The organism is Dyadobacter frigoris, from assembly GCF_005280585.1.
Taxonomy (GTDB): domain Bacteria; phylum Bacteroidota; class Bacteroidia; order Cytophagales; family Spirosomataceae; genus Dyadobacter; species Dyadobacter frigoris.
In genome coordinates this window covers 20,313-38,124 of sequence record NZ_SZVO01000029.1, presented here as the reverse complement: position 1 = coordinate 38,124, position 17,812 = coordinate 20,313, and the positions used below count along the sequence as shown (strand labels likewise).

The 17,812-nt window shown below is 41.1% G+C and carries 15 protein-coding genes and 1 pseudogene; 8 read left to right on the top strand and 8 right to left on the bottom strand.

Annotated elements, in window-relative coordinates; translation table 11 throughout:
• The coding region (locus FDK13_RS33660; protein ID WP_170982988.1) for a transposase at positions 1 to 203 on the top strand (203 nt) is incomplete at its 5' end.
• A gap of 75 nt (positions 204 to 278) precedes the next feature.
• Here the strand turns inward: FDK13_RS33660 and FDK13_RS33655 are convergent.
• From FDK13_RS33655 to FDK13_RS33620, 8 genes and pseudogenes are all read right to left on the bottom strand, one after another.
• Positions 279 to 1,187 carry a restriction endonuclease subunit S gene (locus FDK13_RS33655; RefSeq protein WP_137344408.1) on the bottom strand — a complete coding sequence of 303 codons (909 nt, stop codon included), beginning with the start codon at positions 1,185 to 1,187 and terminating at the stop codon, positions 279 to 281.
• A complete protein-coding gene (locus tag FDK13_RS33650; protein ID WP_137344407.1) occupies positions 1,184 to 1,615 on the bottom strand; it encodes an HI0074 family nucleotidyltransferase substrate-binding subunit in 432 nt (143 codons plus the stop codon). Before FDK13_RS33650 ends, FDK13_RS33655 begins: the two co-directional genes overlap by 4 nt.
• The gene (locus FDK13_RS33645) at positions 1,608 to 3,218 is read right to left on the bottom strand and encodes a type I restriction-modification system subunit M (RefSeq protein ID WP_137344406.1); all 1,611 of its coding nucleotides are present in this window, start codon (positions 3,216 to 3,218) and stop codon (positions 1,608 to 1,610) included. The genes FDK13_RS33650 and FDK13_RS33645 overlap by 8 nt, the downstream gene beginning before the upstream one ends.
• Before the next feature lie 384 nt (positions 3,219 to 3,602).
• Complete coding sequence (locus tag FDK13_RS33640; protein WP_137344405.1) at positions 3,603 to 4,235, bottom strand: HD domain-containing protein; 633 nt, start codon at positions 4,233 to 4,235, stop codon at positions 3,603 to 3,605.
• 52 nt (positions 4,236 to 4,287) lie between these two features.
• On the bottom strand, positions 4,288 to 5,559 hold the full coding sequence (locus tag FDK13_RS33635; RefSeq protein ID WP_137344404.1) for a YeiH family protein: 1,272 nt from the start codon (positions 5,557 to 5,559) through the stop codon (positions 4,288 to 4,290).
• Between the two features lie 150 nt (positions 5,560 to 5,709).
• Positions 5,710 to 7,244, bottom strand: a pseudogene (locus FDK13_RS33630) (sulfatase family protein).
• A gap of 86 nt (positions 7,245 to 7,330) precedes the next feature.
• Positions 7,331 to 8,791, bottom strand: a complete 1,461-nt coding sequence (locus FDK13_RS33625; protein ID WP_137344403.1) for a RagB/SusD family nutrient uptake outer membrane protein — start codon at positions 8,789 to 8,791, stop codon at positions 7,331 to 7,333.
• Positions 8,792 to 8,825: 34 nt separating this feature from the next.
• On the bottom strand, positions 8,826 to 11,900 hold the full coding sequence (locus tag FDK13_RS33620; protein WP_137344402.1) for a SusC/RagA family TonB-linked outer membrane protein: 3,075 nt from the start codon (positions 11,898 to 11,900) through the stop codon (positions 8,826 to 8,828).
• Positions 11,901 to 12,489: 589 nt separating this feature from the next.
• Here FDK13_RS33620 and FDK13_RS33615 point away from each other — a divergent pair.
• From FDK13_RS33615 to FDK13_RS33585, 7 genes are all read left to right on the top strand, one after another.
• On the top strand, positions 12,490 to 12,882 hold the full coding sequence (locus FDK13_RS33615; RefSeq protein ID WP_181956159.1) for a hypothetical protein: 393 nt from the start codon (positions 12,490 to 12,492) through the stop codon (positions 12,880 to 12,882).
• A gap of 246 nt (positions 12,883 to 13,128) precedes the next feature.
• Positions 13,129 to 13,467 (top strand): c-type cytochrome, encoded by a 339-nt coding sequence (locus FDK13_RS33610; protein ID WP_137344401.1) that lies wholly within the window; start codon positions 13,129 to 13,131, stop codon positions 13,465 to 13,467.
• 177 nt (positions 13,468 to 13,644) lie between these two features.
• The gene (locus FDK13_RS33605; RefSeq protein ID WP_170982997.1) at positions 13,645 to 14,466 is read left to right on the top strand and encodes an MbnP family protein; all 822 of its coding nucleotides are present in this window, start codon (positions 13,645 to 13,647) and stop codon (positions 14,464 to 14,466) included.
• Between the two features lie 171 nt (positions 14,467 to 14,637).
• Entirely contained in the window at positions 14,638 to 15,609 is a 972-nt protein-coding gene (locus FDK13_RS33600) for a cytochrome-c peroxidase (protein WP_170982996.1), read from the top strand.
• Positions 15,610 to 15,618: 9 nt separating this feature from the next.
• A complete protein-coding gene (locus tag FDK13_RS33595) occupies positions 15,619 to 16,527 on the top strand; it encodes a transporter family protein (RefSeq protein ID WP_137344400.1) in 909 nt (302 codons plus the stop codon).
• 4 nt (positions 16,528 to 16,531) lie between these two features.
• Positions 16,532 to 17,365, top strand: a complete 834-nt coding sequence (locus FDK13_RS33590) for an MbnP family protein (protein WP_137344399.1) — start codon at positions 16,532 to 16,534, stop codon at positions 17,363 to 17,365.
• A 58-nt stretch (positions 17,366 to 17,423) separates the two neighbouring features.
• Positions 17,424 to 17,783: a hypothetical protein gene (locus FDK13_RS33585; protein ID WP_229216331.1), complete on the top strand. Its 360-nt coding sequence runs from the start codon at positions 17,424 to 17,426 to the stop codon at positions 17,781 to 17,783.
• Positions 17,784 to 17,812 lie beyond the last annotated feature (29 nt).

Genomic DNA, 17,812 nt, shown 5'->3' with positions numbered 1-17,812 from the left:
GGATGCGCTTGAAAATCCCTCAATATGAAGCCATTTATAAAAAGCGAAAGCAAACTGTTGAACCCGTTTTCGGCATCATCAAAAGCGTTTTAAGGTTCCGGCAATTTTCATTAAGAGGAATATTTGAAACAGACAACGAATGGAGCTTGGTGTGCTTAGCTTACAATATAAAACGCATGTTTAAGATGTCAATGACTTCATAGAGAAGCTACTAACGTAAAATAATTCAGCAAATGAAGTCTTAAACCCGAATCCAAAAATTAAAGACAATAAGAGAGCTAAGAGCGACACACTCCTAGTTTCTTTTCCTCCCAACTCTCCTTTGCTTCTTCCACAAACCATTGCCTAAAAAGCGTTTCAGCCAATTGTTCCAATGTTTTGTTTTGGCGATTTAAGAGGTCGATTTTATTATCTAAATTAGTTAAAATAGAGGCAATTACTCTTTGTTCTATTATTGGGGGTAACTCCAATTTTAAATTTTCGAAACAACTCTTAGGAACCCTTTGACGACCTGATGTTCCTTCAAAATTATTTTCTGCAAAATCTCTAACCTCACTCCACCTTGATAAGTAAAAAACAAAATCATTATCAGAAATATTCTCCTTTCCCCTGAATACGAAAAATTCTGTTGAACCAAATCCTATATCATTTTCTAAGCCTCTTACTTGACATATTTTCCCGTTTTCTAGACAGGGGGTAATTCTGGCGAATAAAGTATCCTTGTCTTGAAATCTAGCACCACTAGAGGTTTTTCTTTTTCCAGAAGGAAAACAGGATCTATTTCCATCTTTTAGATCTTTCATTTCAACAAAAGAATATTCTACACCACCTTTCAAGCTAACGGTTGGATTAATTAGGACAAAATCAGAGAACCGATATTCCTTCCACCGACCATAAATCTCAACACCAACCCTGTCAATATGTTCTTTCAGTGCAGGTTCATTTAACGAAACATAATTTAGAAGATCAATAGATAATCCTATATTATGATCTTCTAATTTTACACTTAAATTTATCAAATCACTATGTGTTAAATCTTGTCCTTTTATGGCAATATCGATATCACTGTCGGGACGGTAATTACCTTTTGCCCGGCTTCCAAAAATATAAGCTTTGTCTACTTTTGAGTTTTGCTCAAAAACAGAAATGATTTTTTCAATCGTATCTTCCCCTAATCCAAATCTCATCCGTTCTTCTCCTGGTTTATTTTTTCTAACTGCAAACGGGTTTCTAATTGGATTAACAAACCAAAATGTGTTCTTAAAATATCCTTCAATACGTCTTCGGCAATTTCTTCGTCATAAGTGTGCGACGTTTTATTCCTGCTTTTGTACATAGCTCTCCAATCCTTTTCGTTTATCAAATTTCTCTCAGCCGCATCAACAATTATTCTAATAGGTTTATCCCGATCACCGGTATATCTTCTTTCCACAATAAAATCCAGGATAGACTTCCAGGCCATATCAAAAGTAAATTCGAAAGCTTGGATTAATCCCTGCTCTTCCAATCGACTTAATTCCCTTTCCTGCGTGAGGTTAACAGCAAAACTCAGTCTGGCCAACGCCTTGCGATAATTGCTAAACCGCTGTATCCAGCGTATATCTTCATTAGCCATTTGCAGGTAATTTTATTCTTGACAAGCTTTCCATTATTTTTTTGTTCAAATCGGTCTCTTCGGCCATTTGCTGTTCCAGTTCTGCTTTTAGAGAAGTAAAACGTTCTACAAAATTAAAATCATCTTCTTCGTCGGCCAGCCCAACATATCTGCCAGGCGTTAAAACATAATTTAGTTTTGCAACTTCTTCAATTGTAGCCACTTTGCAAAAACCAGCCACATCTGCATAGTCACCATCCTCGTTTCGCCAGTTGTGATAAGTGCCTGTTATCAGCGCAATATCGTCATCACTTAAATCACGGTTTTTGCGGTTTATCAAAAAGCCCATATTGCGGGCATCAATAAACAAAATTTCGTTTTCTCTGTTTCTGAGATGTAATGCCGAGCCATTGCCCTTACGGTTACGTGACAGAAACCACAAACAAGCAGGAATTTGTGTATTTAAAAATAACTTGGTCGGCAGGTTTACAATACAATCCACCAATCCGTTTTCAATTAAAGCTTTTCGGATATCGCCTTCTCCGGTTGTATTGGTAGTCAGCGAACCTTTGGATAATACAAAACCGGCTTGGCCTGTTGGTGCCAGATGGTATAAGAAATGTTGTATCCAGGCATAGTTGGCATTTCCTGTTGGCGGTGTCAATTTTTCACCCAGTACTTTCCATCTTGCATCATCACGTAAAAGTTCGCCACTCCAGTCACTGTCATTGAAAGGCGGGTTGGCAATTATATAATCTGCTTTCAGGTCTTTGTGCGCATCATTCAAAAATGAACCTTCGTTATTCCATTTTACATTGCTGCTATCAATGCCACGGATAGATAAATTCATTTTAGCCAAACGCCATGTTGTCTGGTTGCTTTCCTGCCCGTATATGGAAATTCGGTCCGTTACGTTTTCGGGCAATCGTGAGGGTTTGCCCGTACGATAATGATCCTGATGTGATTTGATAAACTTTTCGCTTTGGACAAACATGCCGCCACTACCGCAGCATGGATCAAATACCCGGCCTTCATAAGGTTCAAGCATTTCGACCAATAATTTTACAACGCTTTGAGGCGTATAAAACTGGCCGCCTTTCTTACCCTCTGCCAATGCAAATTCACCCAGAAAAAACTCGAACACTTGCCCTAATACATCTTTACTCTGGGCTTCCTTCGTTCCCAGGGTTGCGGAGCCAATGAGATTAACCAATCCCCCCAGGCTAACCTTATCCAGTTTCTCCTGTGCATATACTTTTGGTAAAACACCACGCAAAGAAGGATTGTCTTTCTCAACGGCATCCATGGCATCGTCAATATCTTTTCCAATAGTTGGTTGTGTTGCTCTGCCTTGTATGTAATTCCAGCGTGCCAAAACAGGAACAAAAAATACCTTTTCTGCCAGATATTCATTTTTATCTTCCGGATCCGCCCCTTCATCTTTTTGGCCAACCAATTTTTTGTATTGCTCTTCAAAAGCATCTGATATGTATTTCAGAAAAATCAAACCCAGAGCAACATGTTTGTATTCAGCGGCGTCCATATTTTTGCGGAGTTTGTCTGCTGCTTTCCAAAGTGTTTTTACCAGTGGTTCTTCCTGTTCTGTCTTCGTTGTTTTGGCCATTATAATCTTTTAAAACATTAATCTTAGGGTGTAAAGTTAAGTTTTAAAACCATGTTTGTATCGAAACTGATTCCTTAATGCCCGATAATTTGTCTGAAATGATACAAAAAATAAAGAGCCTGCAAGTGTTGGAAGAATTTGTATTAAAATAACTTACATAGCACAGGTTATTACTTAGTCTTCGCTTTGTTCCATTTGAGGTTTTCCGGTACCTTTATCAAATACAAAAACAATTACTCCTTAAAATATTAAAGTGCCCCGGCCCATTAACCCTTAATCAGACCCAAATTAAAAAGGGAAGAAGGTAAAATTCACCTCCTTCCTTTTTAATTATTTTTAACCTGCAAATCCAGGATATCAGACTTATTTTCAACAAAAAAATATTTAAAAAGCTGCCGCCCTAATGCGTATCTCATTTGTATCAACACCGGATGCTTTCATTTTCTGATCGGCTTGTTCTTCGATCAGATCTTTTAACATTTTTAAATTAGCATCAAAAGTTACATGGCGATCCATTCGATAGGATAGGTCGTATTCAATTGGTTCCCATGTATTTATATCTGCTTCATTATGTTGGAGCTGAACTTCAAGTTTGTCAAAAGCGTTGGCAACTTTGGCTACATAAGTGGATTTTTCCTCAAATTCAAACCAAAGTTCATAGATTTCTGAACCAAGTGGTTCTCCCAATTTTGTACGTAGGTTTTCAATCGCCTGGATTTCACGTTGCTCTTTCACCAGTTTTAGCGAAGGGTCACGGAGCACATCCAGGATCGACATGTCGCCAGCTTCGGCTTCGATCAAATCATGGATTATGACCATTTTGAGAAGCTTTGCCATATCAATTTCCTGTTCAAGATAGGGTTCCATCAAAACGGCCATCAGCGACATGCGCCAGGTATGTTCGGCCACACTTTCCTGTCTTCCGCTTGAAGTATAACTGTGACGCAACTCAAATTTGAGTCTTTCGGCTAGTTTAAGCACATCCAATACAGCGTTAAGCTGTGTTATTGTTGCCATGGTTTTAGAAAATTTTGGTGGTTGTTAAGATTAAAAATTACTTTTTCTGTGATTAATCAAACAGCACATAGGCAATAGCCAATGTTATAAAGATATTAAATGTTTGTGCTATCAAAAAGGCATAAAGCGGTTTCCTGTTATCAGCATTTAATAAATCCGCAAGTCTGGTTTCCAGCCCGATACTTGTGAAAGCAAGAGCAAACCATAACCCCTGAAGACTTTTCAAACTTCCTTTAACGCTGTCGATGGCTTCCGCGTTTAATACAAAAGAAAAGATTAATGAAGCGGCCATGAAACCTAAAATGAATTTTGGAAAACGCTCCCAGATCACAGATGCTGACGGCTTGGCCTGCTTTACGGTTTCAGAATTATTTTTGGTATAAGTCCAGTAAACACTGATCGCGAACGCGGCAACACCTAAAAGTACATTCTGAGAAAATTTAACAATGGTGCTTATCTTCAGCGCTTCTTCACCGGCAAGCGTACCCGCAGCAACCACGGCACCACTGGTATCAATTGTACCGCCGAGCCATGCACCTGTAACCTGGGGAGATAAACCAAGATAATCGGCGGCGTATGGCATTAAAAGCATCATGGGAATAGCCGTGATCAAAACCAGGGAAATTACATACGATAGTTTTTTGCTGTCACCGTCGATAGCGCCTGATGTGGCTATGGCCGCAGAAACCCCGCAAATGGACACTGCGGAAGATAACATCATGGTAAGCTCGTCGTCCACTTTCAACTTTTTACAGACCCAGAAAGCAAAATACCATACGGATAAAACGACTACCAAAGCCTGAATCAGGCCAAGCGATCCGGCTTTAAGTACATCACCAAAAATGACACTGGTACCCAGCAATACCAATCCGATTTTGACGAACAATTCTGTGGATAAAGAGGAGCGGAGCCAATCGGGAAGATTAACCAAATTCCCAATCAAAAGTCCGATACCGAGACTGAAAATTACAGCTTCAAGGTTCAGATCTTTCAGGGTTTTGTTACCGGCCAAAAGCAGGGCTCCCAACGTCAAAACAAAAACAACCGGGAAACCTGGAAGTATTGCTTTCAGCGATTTGCCTGTCAGAAGAGTTCCGGCGATAGCAAAAAAATAGGTAAACAGGAATTGCTGGAATATGACCCAGCCATTTTCCGCATTAAAAACTTTTTCAAACAGATCGCCACCGGTTTTCCATCCGAATGCTGGTGCCGGAATAATCAGTCCCGACAGTGAAATAGCAATGATCGCGAGGCCGAGCACCACGACGGTCCAGTCTTCGGTCAGAATTATTTTAGGTTTAACAGAAACAGCAGTAGCAGACATTTGAGATTGAGTAAGTAATTCAGGATATTAATTTGATAAAATAATCGATATATATAACAGGCTATATCGAAAGGTAAAAAAACGAAATTAATTTTCATCTAAAACAAAAAGACCTGACTTTTCCTGAATCAGGTCTTTTTGTGGTTTGAACTAGTTGTTTGTATTGAAAAGTTTCAACGCTTCGTCATCTTTGTATTGAACGATAAGCGTTTTTAACTGTTGTTTCAGACTTTTCACAATCGCTTCGTTAGATTTTTGGGCATAAACATTTTTAAGTTCATGAGGATCCTTTTCAAGATCAAACAATTCCCAGCTATCAGATCCGCCATAAAATCTTACAAGTTTATACCGTTTTGTTCTCACACCAAAATGCGGAGAAACATGATGAGGCTCAGGGAATTCATAATAGTGATAGTAAGCTGCATCACGCCAAGGCGTATTTGCTTTTGCATTTTTGTCCAGTAAGGGAAGGAATGATTTTCCCTGAATTTCGGCCGGGATTTTTGCGCCTGCCAGATCCAGCACTGTCGGTGCCCAGTCGATATTGGAAATCAATTGTTCCACTTTTGTTCCCGGTTTAATAACACCCGGATAACGAATCACAAAAGGGGTTTTTAGCGACTCTTCATAAATAAAACGCTTGTCAAACCAACCATGTTCTCCCATGTAAAAACCCTGATCAGAAGCATAGATCACAACTGTATTTTCGATAAACCAGTCTTATCAAGATAATCCAGAATCTTACCTATATTACGGTCAAGGCCGTTTGCCGTGGCGAGATAATCTTTGATATATCGCTGATATTTCCATTCAGTCAAGGCTTTTCCTGTCAGCTTTTTATCATCAAATTCTTTGGTGATTTTGTCATAATAATCTCTGAGTACCTTCTTTTTTTCCTCCGGGAAAAACTTGTAACCCGGAACCTTGTTATAATCCAGATGCACTTTAAGATCTTCCTTCAATCGCATTGTTTTTTCAATGGTCATATCCTGGTCTTTTGCAGCAGCTCTTCCGGCATAGTCATCGTAAAAAGTTTCCGGCAAGGGGAAATTGATATCATCGTAAGCACCCAGATCCTGCAAGTCGGGATACCATTCACGGTGTACCGATTTTTGTCCGACAACAAGAAAAAACGGCTTTTTCTCATCCCGTTTGTTAATCCAGTCCAATGAAGTTTCTGTGATAATGTCGGCCACGTAACCTTCTTTTCTGATGGTGTCGTTTGGAGTGGTAATAAACTGTGGATTGTAATAAATTCCCTGTCCCGGCAAAATATTCCAGTAATCAAAACCAGTTGGAAGGCTGTTCAAATGCAGTTTTCCGATCCAGGCTGTCTGGTATCCACCCTTTTGCAGCAAATCCGGAAAGAGCTGTTGAGTGATATCAAACTTGGTTCTGTCATTGTTTTTGTAGCCATTAATATGGCTGTATTTTCCGGTCAGTAAAGTCGCGCGACTAGGCCCGCAAATTGAATTGGTAACCAGGTTATTTTTAAGTAAAGCGCCTTCCCGCGCAATACGGTCGATATTGGGTGTTTTTGCAAACTTGTTTCCGTAAGCTCCGATGGACTGATAAGCGTGGTCATCCGAGAATATAAATACAATATTGGGACGCTCTTTCGTCTGAGCGAAAATACCGGACGAAACAGTTAATAAACAGAGAAAAACTAAAATGGATTTTTTCATTCTTAAAAATTTAGGAAATAAATTGCAAATAAAAGGTTATTTGAAAAGTGGTAATTTAATACGATCTCCTCAAAAAATAAATTTAATTAATTGGTATAACCAGGGTTCTGGGTAAGACTTTTATTAACATCCAGCTCGCGCTGCGGCAATGGGAATAACAAATTGTAATTCTTGATCGCGGTGATACCCTTGGCTTGCAGAGTGCTGATTAATTTCCCGGTGCGCAAAAGGTCAAACCAGCGCTGATTTTCAAAGCCAAACTCCCATCTGCGCTCATCCAGAATGGCGTCCAGCAAAGATGTTTTTGTTAAACCCTGTAAATCGATCGTCGCATTCGCGGTGGCAACAGGCTTTCCGTAAGCTCTGCGGCGCACTTTGTTAAGGGCTTCAAAAGATTCAGTCGATGGTCCGCCAATTTCATTCAAAGCTTCAGCATAAGTAAGCAGCATATCCGAATAACGCAGGATCGGATAATTTAACGTTCCCTCGCCAAGGTTGGCAATGGCAGACGGATCAAAGAATTTGTACCAATGCGGACGGAATGTAACTTTTCCTGCGCCGGCGTCGTATTCGGTAAAAAATGTACGGTTTTTGCGCAAATCTCCTGTTTTGAAACTATTGTAGAATTCAACCGTCGGAACATCCGCACTGTTACCGGCAACCGTTCCGCCACCCGGAAGTGGAATAGTTGATCTTGGCAAGAACAAGGCCATCGCAAAGCCGTTCGAAGCGCCGGTATTTCCTTTGTTTTGAATCGAAAAAATGATCTCTTTATTGAATCTGTTCTGTGGAGTGAAGACATCAAAATAGCTGTCTACGAGTCCAAACTGAGCATTGTCGATCACCGCTTTGGCTTTGTCTCTTGCTTTTGGATAATCTTTTAAAGTAAGATAAACTTTGGCAAGAAGGCCTGTTGCCGATGCTTTTGTAGCTCTGCCCACATTTCCCGTAGCATTGGTTGCATCCAGGTTTTGTTCTGCAAATTCCAGATCAGCAACGATTTGTTCGTATACTTTCGCCGCCGCCGTTCTTGGCACATTCACATCGCCTAACGAAGTTACCTGATTCAAAACCAGCGGAACATCACCAAACAACTGAACCATATTGAAATACAAAAGTGCACGAACAAATTTTGCTTCCGCAAGCAGTCTGTTTTTCTTGGCATCGGCAATGGGAATCGCAGGGATTTTATCGATCGCAATGTTTGCATTTGCTATCGTTTTGTAAACGGCCGTGTAAAGCACATAAATTCTGTCGTTTACCGGGCCATATGTGAAATTTTTCAGCGCAAAAATATTTGCATTTGCAACACCCTGTCCGCATTCCGCATTATCCGTTGGCAGTTCGGCGAGCAGATAAATACCACGGTAGAAAATATTTGACTGGTCATTTAAACCATCATAAACGGCTACAATCGCAGCATCAGCATCGGCTTCTGTTTTATAGAAATTGCTGTCAACCATTAAAGAGGCCGGATCTTCCTGTAAAAAGTCTTTGCAGGAAGTTGTTACCAGTAGGAAAAGTGCTAGATATATTAATTTTTTCATCGAATCTTTTGATTAAATAATGTGGTGCTTTTAATTAAAAGCTAAGGTTTACACCGACCAGAAATGATCTTGAATTAGGATAAGAATCCGAGTCAATACCTCGTAAAATATTGCTTTGTCCTGACTGGTTTGTCTCCGGATCATAACCCGTATACTTGGTGATTACGAATAAATTCTGGGCGGAAACATACAACTTGGCATGACTTAGTCCTGATTTTTGTGTCCAAGAAGAAGGGAGGTTATAACCAAGAGAAAGTGATCCCAAACGAAGGAAAGATCCGTCTTCAATTTGCGCATCCGAGAATAAGAACGCACGGTTTAAGGAGGCTCTTGGAATTGAATTGCTTGGATTGGTAGGAGTCCAGCGGTCTTTTACACGGGCCGAACTATTTTTTTGTCCCGTTGGTAGATCAAGATCGGCACGTGTGCTGTTCAGGATTTTATTTCCATAGACATAATTGAAAGAAGCACTCAGATCAAAACCTTTGTAGCTGAAATCATTGGTAAAACCTCCAAAAAACTTAGGCTGGGCATTGCCGATAAACTTCCTGTCTTTGGCATCCAAAACCCCGTCGCCATTGATGTCTTTGTATTTCCGGTCACCGGCGACGGCCGTTTTCTGCGCACTGTTCGCTATGTTATCTCCGGTCTGGAAAATTCCGTCGCTTGCATAGCCATAAAACGAATTCAGCGATTGTCCGGGCATGATCACAACCGGGTCGCTGATTTTCAGGTATCCATTAATTTCTCCTGTCAAAATCTGGCTGACGGATCCTAAATCCAGTACTTTATTTTTATTGGCTGCTATATTGAAATTGACATTCCATTTCAAATCTTTGTTCAAAACAACAGCCTGTATACCAAGCTCCAAACCTTTATTTTCAATACTTCCAATATTTTGCAGTGCTGTTGAAAAACCTGTTGACCAGGGCACGTTAATGTTTAGAAGCATATCAGACGTTTTTTTGTAATAGGCATCAAAAGTTACGTTCAGACGATTCCGGAAAAGTCCTAAATCCAGACCAAGATCTGTTTGCGTGGTAGTTTCCCATTTCAGGTTAGGATTAGGAATATTGCCAGGTGCAAAACCTTTCACAACTTTATCGCCAATGATGTAACTCGCACCAGACAGCCCGGCAAGAGACTGGTAACTGTTGATTTCCTGGTTACCAATTTTACCATAACTCAAACGCAGTTTAAGCTCATCAATCTGGCTGATGTTTTTAATAAATTCTTCCTCCGATAATTTCCACGCAACCGAGCCGGATGGGAAAAATCCATATTTGTTATTGTTTCCAAACTTTGAAGAACCGTCTGCACGACCTGTTAAGGTCAGTAAATATTTATCATTAAATCCATAATTGATCCGTCCGATATAGGAAAGCAGGCTCCAATCCGTGAGGTTGGTTACCGGCGTGCTGATGATTGCACCTGAGCCCAGATTATCAGCACGAAGCAGATCGTTTACAAAACCCGAAGCGGAGGAAGTCAGCAGGTTTCGTGTATATTTTTGGGCTGAGAAACCGGCAAGTGCGGTGATCGCGTGTTTATTGAAAGATTTGTTATAGGTCAAAGTATTTTCATTCAGCCAGGAAGTTCCGTTTGCTGTGGAAACACGTCCGACGCCTTGCGCACTTGAACCCGCCAGAATTGTCCGTGGAGCATAGTATTTTTCACCGGTTGTAGTGATATCTGCTCCAAAACTGGTTTTGAATTCAAGTCCGTTGATGATTTTATAAGTTGCAAAAACGTTACCCAAAAATCGGGTACTGACAGATTTATTGGTTAATTCAAGCGCCGTCGCTACCGGATTTCCTATGGGGATTCCGCGGTCGCTTTCAAGAACATACGTTCCGTCTGCATTCCGGATGCTCAGGATCGGGTTGAAATCCAGTGCCGAAACAATCACGCCCTGCGTGCCTTCTCCACCACCTGTACTGCTCAGGGCCTGATTTGCATTTGTGTTAGCAACACTCAAATTTGATCCCAAAGTCAATTTTGAAGTAGCCTGTTTTTCAAAATTGAAGCGTGTTGAATATCTTTTGAAATTCGAGTTGACAATTATCCCGTCCTGATTAAAGTAGTTAAGCGAAACAGAATATTTGGTCTTTGCGTCTCCACCGGATGCCGAAACCTGATAATTCTGCATCGGCGCTTTTCTGAAAATTTCATCCTGCCAGTTCGTTCCCGCTCCGAAAGATGCGATTTGCTCAGGCGTATAAATCGCTTTTCCATTGGCATCGTTTACCAGTTGCGCATATTCTGTTGCGTTTAAAAGGGGCAAAGTTTTGGAAACTTTTTGGACGCCGTAATAAGCGTTGATATCGATCTTCATTTTTCCTTCCTGGCCTTTTTTTGTTGTTACCAAAACGACACCGTTAGCACCTCGTGCTCCGTAAATGGCCGCAGCCGAAGCATCTTTCAATATTTCAATTGAAACAATATCATTTGGATTTATCAGTGAAAGAGCATTCAGTTTAGGTCCGACCGTCGCTCCGCCTGCCGTGGCGCTATTGTCATTGAAAACCGGAAATCCGTCGATAACGTATAGTGGCTCGCTACCGGTATTGACTGAATTACTACCCCGGATCCGGATACTTGTTGCTCCACCTGGTTGATTGGAAGTGCTTGTTACCTGAACGCCGGCTGCCCGTCCGCGCAGACCATTATCCAGAGAAACGACCGGCGTTTTCTTAAACTGCGCTTCGGAAATTGATGATACAGAACCTGTTAAATCGCTCTTTTTTTGCGTACCGTAACCGACAACAACCAGTTCACTTAGCTGTTTTGTATCTTCCTGTAATGTCACATTCAGTACGCTCCGGTTGTTCACTGAAACTTCCTGACTAAGAAAACCAATACCCGAGAAAACAAGAACGGCATCCGGCCTAACATTAATTGTATATTTTCCCTGAGCATCGGTAGCCGTTCCGGTTAGTGAATTTTTTACGAGGATATTAATTCCCGGAATTGAGGCTTGGTCTCCCTGCGATTTCACGATTCCATTTACCGTTATCGATTGGGCAAAACCATTGTAGCCGTAAAGCAGAAAAAGTAACGTTGCTAAAAAAGGCTTCCACCTTGGTTGTAGTAAACTTGTTTTAAACATTAGTATAGATGTATTATGGATTATATATATTAAATGAGCAACGAGATAGTTTACGACGGTATTCAACATAGTTTTCTCACAAATCGGAAGATCCCAATCTGGTTGACATGTCAAGAGCCATTATTGATGAACTCAAAACGGGGAGTTAAAATGGATTAAGTGTGGAAATAAACTACTAAGCTGATAGACAAAGTAAAGATATTTCTATCTAAGAATCCAAATTTGTAAACAATAGTTTACTAATTTTTAATTTTGGGGGTTGGGGGAAGTGCGTTATTGATTAAATACCAGTTGGTAGAAACGCGGTCAGATCGACGGGATGTAAAACCAGGTTATAGATATTCCCGCCTTTATGCATACGGCTGAGCGAAGAATTTCATTCACAGAAAATCTGGTATTTATACTTTTATCGATGAAATATAGGTATAGGGCCCTTAACATTGCTGGCAATATATAAGATGTTAGACGAACGGCAATGATGGGGGCTTAACGATTGTCAGCTCTGTAAAACGTGTTTAATTTTAATAAAACTACATTCTGTATTGATTCATTATGTAGTTTTGCCATTGTATTACGATGATCATTATCTGTGAACAAATTTAAACAATGGATTGCGCTTGGTTTGCTAAGCCTTATGCTTATAAAAGTGTGGGTGATTCCGTTGTTGTATCTGGATTTTGAAGTTCGTCGTGATTACATCGTTGCAAATCTCTGCGTAAACCGTAACAGACCACAGCTTCATTGCGACGGGAAATGTTATCTGGCAAAAAAACTTGCCGCCTTAGAGGAACAAGAGAAAAAACAGGCAGAAAAAGACTATATGTCCAAGTTGCTTTTTCAACCCATGGAACTGAAAAGTTATGAGTTGGATATGCCGTCATGCCAGCTTCAGGAATCCAATCTGGTGTCCTACAATTTCTTGCTGCAAGTAAAAATTTCAAAGCTCTCTCAGGATATTTTTCATCCGCCTGCAATTGTTTAAAGCCATTTTTGAGGAATCTTTTTCTTTGCTTAAACAAGATTTAAATCCTGTTTTGCATGTCAAAGCGACTATGCGCTCTGGTCTATAAGCCAACGAATTCGTTGGCTCTGAATATTCCTGTAAAATGGTAACTCCCATCCAAAACGTGTTTTTCTGCTAAGATCAACACTCCGGTTTTTCGGATGTTATTTGATCTGCTGATCAGCATGTTACGTCAATAAATTATTTTATTCTTTTTTTATCGCCATGAACAATTTGTTTGTAGTGGCTGCTGCGCTTTTGTTTTCGGCATCGGTTTGCCTTGGACAACATAACGGGCATGCTGCTAAAATACCTGAAAATGTAGAAAAACTGTTGCAGAAACATGCCTGTCTGGCTTGTCATAAAGCGGACACACGTGTGGTTGGCCCTGCCTATCTGGAAGTTGCTAAAAAGAAGTATTCGAAAGAGCAGATTTTGGAACTCGTTTATAATCCAAAGCCAGCCAACTGGCCGGGATATCCACCGATGAGCCCAATGAAACATGTTCCCAAAGAGGATGTTTTAGTCATTGCTGGCTGGATTAACTCGCTTGCTAAGAAATAAATGAAAGCGATGGGTTTTGAAAAAAATGCCACCGCGTATAACCGCATTCAAAGGCAGAGAAATCATCTGCATGTTTGGATATCGATAAACTGTAATGAGAAAAACGGCCGGAACGTTTGTCCGGCCGTTTTCTGAATTTTTTGAAATAAAACCAATTAAAATATTACTAATAAAATTATGAAACTGAAATACTTGTCTGTTTCCCTTTTACTTTCCTTTTTATGTGCTTCTATGGCACTGGTTTCCTGCTCAAATGATGATGTGGTGATTGATCCCACAACAAAAGGAGATCTTAGAATTGAATTTGACAATGTCGTGGGAGACCGCGATCTGGCTCTGAATACGGGTAATTACCAGAATGCTGCGGGAGAAGCATTTACGGTTACGACACTGAATTATTACGTATCGAACATTAAGCTTTTGCAGGCCGATGGCAGCAGTTACACCATTCCAAAGGATTCAAGCTACTTTTTAATTCGTGAATCAAATTCAGAATCTCAGACGGTAACGCTGAAAAATATACCTGCCGGAGAATATACGGGCGTACAGTTTATCATCGGTGTCGACAGTCTGAAAAGTGTTTCGGATATCTCTCAGCGCACCGGAATTCTGGATATAGGAAGCGGGCCAACCAATGATGAAGCCATGTACTGGGACTGGAATCCGGGCTATATTTTCCTTAAGCTGGAAGGTATTTCGCCCGTAGCTACTTCGGCAAACAGCAAGTTTTACTATCATATCGGCGGATTTGGAGGCCGTACTGCGAAAACAATCAATAACCTAAGAACCGTAAAAGTTGATTTCGGAGGAAAAAAAGCTTCGGTGACCAAAGATCTGAGTCCGGAAGTACATCTTTTGGCTGATGTGTTAAAAGTATTCAGCGGGTCCACCCAGCTTAGTATCAAGGCGAACACAGGCGTAATGTTCACGGACTTTTCGCAAAACATTGCCAATAATTATGTCAATATGTTCACTTTGGATCACATTCATGCTGACTAATTTTAAAGAAGGTTTTTGCCTGATGCGTAAGATTTGTCTGGTTCTGATGCTGTTTTTGATAGTGATCCTAACCGGATGTAAATCTGACAATGAAACGCCGATCCCGAAACGGGCACACCAAAACCTGTCAACTGGATAAAGCCATCGCATTTTCCGGATCCGGTTTATGATATGTCAAAAAATCCGCTGACAGCAGAAGGCGTGGAGCTGGGGCGCTTTTTGTTTTATGACGGAATTTTGTCCCGGACCAATGTTATTGGCTGTGGTACCTGTCATCAGCAATCGGCCGCTTTTACACATCACGGGCACGAGCTGAGCCATGGCGTTGACGATCAGCTGGGAACACGTAACGCGCCGGCAATTCAAAACCTGGCGTGGAGCACGTCTTTCTTTTGGGATGGAGGTGTTCATGATCTTGATTTTGTCCCGCCATCGCCGATCCAGAATCAAGTGGAAATGGGAGAAACGGTCAGTAATGTCATGGTGAAGCTAAGGAACACGCCTATTAAAGGCGCTGCCGTTCCGGTGAATTATCCGCAGATGTTCAAAGCTGCTTTTGGCTCCGAAGAAATTAATACCGAACGGATGATGAAGGCTTTGTCGCAATTTATGCTTTCGATGGTTTCGGCTACTTCACGTTATGATTATTATGTGCTGGGAGATGCTTCGGCGATCACCACGCAGGAAAAAGAAGGTCTGGTGCTTTTCAAACAAAAGTGTGGCAGCTGTCACGCGGGCGAGCTTTTTACCGATTTTAGTTTTCGAAACAATGGCATTACTCCCAACAAAATCAACGATCAGGGAAGGTATGCGATTACACTTGACGAAGCGGACCGGATAAAATTTAAAGTGCCAAGTCTGAGAAATGTCGGGCTCACTTCACCCTACATGCATGATGGCCGTTACTACGCATTATCAGAAGTGCTCGACCATTATGCCAATGATCAGAACAGCAGCAAAACAGATAGTATGTATGTGTCGCCGACACTGGATCCGGTACTTATGTTAGCCGGCCAAAAGCGTGGCATTCGATTAACGGCGCAGGAAAAACTTTCAATCATTGCCTTTTTGAAAACTTTAAACGATGAGCAGTTTATTTCTGATAAACGATTTTCCGATCCCGGAGTAGGTACTGCATTATAAAACAGAATTATGAAAACAAGATATATTGCCCTTTATTTTCTTCTATTATGGTCGCCGACAACTTTTGCCTGCGATGCCTGCGGCTGCTCAAACAGTGGCGCATATTTTGGTTTGATGCCTCAGTCAAATAAGTCGCTGCTGGGAATTCGCTACAACCGCATGAATTTTGTAACTCATCCGGACAGCCACGTGCTCAGAACCGAGGAGACCTTTAATGTTACCGAAGTTTACGCACGTTTTTTTCCTATAAAAAGAGTGCAGGTAATGGCATTTCTTCCGTATCGTTTTGCGCAGCAGGTAACAACTTCGGACACCAAAAAACAAAACGGTCTTAGTGACGTGACGGTTCTTGTCAACTACAACGTGATCAACACTTTGATGGACAAAGAAAAAAGTTCGGATTTTAATCACACCCTGATGATTGGAGGGGGAATTAAACTTCCCACAGGCCGTTTTCGTTACGATGAAAATAATGTAACGGATGTGGCCAATGCCAATTTTCAATCGGGAACTGGTACCACAGACTTTATTTTGAACGCTTTTTATACCATCAATAAAGATCAGTGGGGACTTGCCATGAACGTTTCCCGGAAATTCAATACAACAAATTCAGATCATTACCGCTTTGGAAACCAGCTTTACGGAACCGCAGATCTGTACCGCTCCTTTAAAGTTGGGTCGTATTCTTTGACACCTAACGTAGGTGTGTATGCTGAAAAATCAGAGCTTGGCGTACGTGATGGAAAAAAAGTACTGGAAACCGGTGGAACACTGCTAAACGGAACCGTCGGGCTGACGCTTTTTGCGAACCGCTGGACTTTGGGAGTCAGTGGACAGAAACCTTTGAGCCAGAATCTATCAACCGGGTTTGTGCAGGCGCGTTCCCGTGCACTTATTCAGGTAGGATTTTTATTTTAATTTTATGAAAAAACTTCTTTATACTATCGTTCTGACCACATTTGCCTTGTGTTTTCTGGTCTCATGCAGTGATAGCACTGGGTCTGGAGAGCCCGAACCGGTTGAGGTGGAAGGGGATGGGAAACTGCGTTTGAAATTTGATAACGTCGTTGGAAACCAGGATCTGGTCCTGAATGATGGTGTTTATACAAATAGCGTTGGTGAGGATTTTACAATTACAAAATTCAATTATTTTGTAACAAACATCAAGCTTCGTCGGGCGGATGGAACACGGTACATCATTCCGCAGGATTCCAGTTATTTCCGCATTGTTGAGCAGGATTCTCTTTCCAGAACCATCAATTTGAACCGTATCCCCAAAGGTCAATATACAGGTGTGGAATATATGCTTGGCGTGGATAGTCTGCGAAGTGTTTCAGGGATTGAGAAGCGGGGAGGGGCGCTGGATCCTTCCGGAGATATGGCTGGTGACGGGATGTACTGGGCATGGAGTTCAGGCTATATTTTTCTGAAATTCGAAGGATATTCTTCGCAATCGACCTCGGCAAACGGAAAATTTTACTACCACATCGGGTTTTTTGGAGGTTATGACAGTAAAACAGTTAATAATATCAAAACGATAAAACTGGACTTTACCGGCAGTAAAGCGGTAGTTGGAAAAGATACCATTCCGGAAATTGGCATCACTGCCGATGTGAAAAAGGTTTTTGACGGGCCTGTACCGCTTAGTATTGCAAAACATCCAAGCGTTATGTTTGACTTTACGCTTTCTTCTGATGTTGCCAATAATTATAAAAATATGTTCAGGTTTGATAAAATAAAAACCGTTTCCAAATAAACCGATTTCATTGCCAGTCATGCGTTCCTTTATAGCCTATATAGTACTGTTTTCTATAATGCTACCCACACTTAGTCCGTGGGGAACGGTGGCGTATTTTCATGTCAACCGAGCTTATATTGCCAAGGTATTTTGCGAAAATCGGAACCGCCCGGCACTGCTATGCAACGGGAAATGTTATCTGGCCAAATTGTTAAAAAAGCAACAGGAAAAGAAGGATAAAGAAACAACAGAAAGGGTTGAAAATACGCCTGTCGCTCAGTTATTCTATCTTCCGGTTTTCTCATTTACATTTGGCGAGAAGTTATTTGTCAGAAAAAAACCGGTTTATTTTGCTTATACCTTATCCCGTTACCTGGCCTTTTTAGGGCAAATCATTCGCCCGCCAAGGTTTTCAGGAGCCTTCTCCGGCTTCTAATTTCTATTCAATTTATCAATATCAAAAAA

Coding starts and splice junctions, on each gene's coding strand:
- FDK13_RS33625 (WP_137344403.1), bottom strand. CDS start 8,791: ATGAAAAAATTAATATATCTAGCACTTTTCCTACTGGTAACAACTTCC.
- FDK13_RS33645 (WP_137344406.1), bottom strand. CDS start 3,218: ATGGCCAAAACAACGAAGACAGAACAGGAAGAACCACTGGTAAAAACA.
- FDK13_RS33640 (WP_137344405.1), bottom strand. CDS start 4,235: ATGGCAACAATAACACAGCTTAACGCTGTATTGGATGTGCTTAAACTA.
- FDK13_RS33595 (WP_137344400.1), top strand. CDS start 15,619: ATGAAAACAAGATATATTGCCCTTTATTTTCTTCTATTATGGTCGCCG.
- FDK13_RS33585 (WP_229216331.1), top strand. CDS start 17,424: ATGCTACCCACACTTAGTCCGTGGGGAACGGTGGCGTATTTTCATGTC.
- FDK13_RS33650 (WP_137344407.1), bottom strand. CDS start 1,615: ATGGCTAATGAAGATATACGCTGGATACAGCGGTTTAGCAATTATCGC.
- FDK13_RS33590 (WP_137344399.1), top strand. CDS start 16,532: ATGAAAAAACTTCTTTATACTATCGTTCTGACCACATTTGCCTTGTGT.
- FDK13_RS33600 (WP_170982996.1), top strand. CDS start 14,638: ATGTCAAAAAATCCGCTGACAGCAGAAGGCGTGGAGCTGGGGCGCTTT.
- FDK13_RS33655 (WP_137344408.1), bottom strand. CDS start 1,187: ATGAGATTTGGATTAGGGGAAGATACGATTGAAAAAATCATTTCTGTT.
- FDK13_RS33635 (WP_137344404.1), bottom strand. CDS start 5,559: ATGTCTGCTACTGCTGTTTCTGTTAAACCTAAAATAATTCTGACCGAA.
- FDK13_RS33620 (WP_137344402.1), bottom strand. CDS start 11,900: ATGTTTAAAACAAGTTTACTACAACCAAGGTGGAAGCCTTTTTTAGCA.
- FDK13_RS33605 (WP_170982997.1), top strand. CDS start 13,645: ATGAAACTGAAATACTTGTCTGTTTCCCTTTTACTTTCCTTTTTATGT.
- FDK13_RS33610 (WP_137344401.1), top strand. CDS start 13,129: ATGAACAATTTGTTTGTAGTGGCTGCTGCGCTTTTGTTTTCGGCATCG.